Source organism: Bradyrhizobium sp. SUTN9-2, from assembly GCF_003122645.1.
GTDB lineage: Bacteria > Pseudomonadota > Alphaproteobacteria > Rhizobiales > Xanthobacteraceae > Bradyrhizobium > Bradyrhizobium yuanmingense.
Genome location: NZ_LAXE01000001.1, coordinates 2613872 through 2614935, shown reverse-complemented (window position 1 = coordinate 2614935; position 1064 = coordinate 2613872). Strand labels below are relative to the sequence as shown.

The following is a 1064-nucleotide window of genomic DNA, read 5'->3' as shown; positions in this document are numbered from 1 at the left end:
GGTTCGCCCGATAGGTCCAGCCGAAGCGCCAGGGTGTTGACGAAGAAGCCGATCAGCTCTTCGATCTCACGGTGCCCCCGATTGGCGCTCGGCACGCCAATCACAAGATCATCCTGCCCCGACAGACGCGACAGCACCGCCGCCCAGGCCGCCAGCACCGTCATGAACAAGGTCGTGCCATGCTGCAGGCTCAGCCGCTTCAGCTCCCGCGTCAGATCCGCATCGATGACGATCGGGATCGCCGCCGCGGCAAACGACTGCTGGGCAGGCCGCGCATGGTCCGTCGGCAAAACAAGACGGGCCGTACCTGCAAGGGCCTTGCGCCAATACTGCGCCTGCTTCTGCAGCCGTTCCCCCGAGAGCCATTGGCGTTGCCAGGCGGCGTAATCCGGATACTGGATCGCAAGCGGCGGCAGAGGATCGTCCTGCCCAGCCTCGAATGCCCGGTAAAGCTGGCTAAGTTCACCTAACAGCAAGCCCATCGACCAGCCGTCCGAGACAATGTGATGCTGGGTCAGCAGGAAGACGTGCTCCTCGTCGGCGATGCGGATCAGCCGACCGCGGATCAGCGGACCGCGCACAAGATCGAACGGCGTGCGCCCCTCTTCATGGCACAGATCCAAAAGTGCCGCTTCCGCATCCGATCTCTCCCGCAGATCTTGCTCAAGGATCGGCAGCCCCGCATCCGGCGGCAGAACCTCAACCCGAGGCTTGCCCTGCGTCGCGACAAAGACACTGCGCAGCGCCTCGTGACGCGCAAACAGACGGTCAAGGCTGCGCTGCCAGGCCCTGCGGTCGAGCAGCCCGCGCAGTCGCAAGGCTAGCGGAATGTGATAGTTGGTGCTGCCTTCGTGAAGTTGCGCCAAAAACCATAGCCGCTGCTGCGCAAACGACAGCACAAGCGGCTCGTGACGCGACACGGGTGCAATCGACGGCAGCTGTTGCGGACCGGAGCGGCCCAACAGCTCCACGATGCTGGCCGCCAGGTCAGCCAGCACTGGCCTTGCGAACAGCGTCGACAGCGGCAGTTCGACCCCAACCGCCTGTGACAGCCGGCTTGTCAT

Annotated in this window: 1 protein-coding gene; it reads right to left on the bottom strand. The window is 64.3% G+C overall.

Annotated features, from left to right (window positions below; genetic code table 11):
* A partial coding sequence (locus XF30_RS11870) for a condensation domain-containing protein (RefSeq protein WP_244608931.1) occupies positions 1-1064 on the bottom strand: 1064 nt, incomplete at both ends.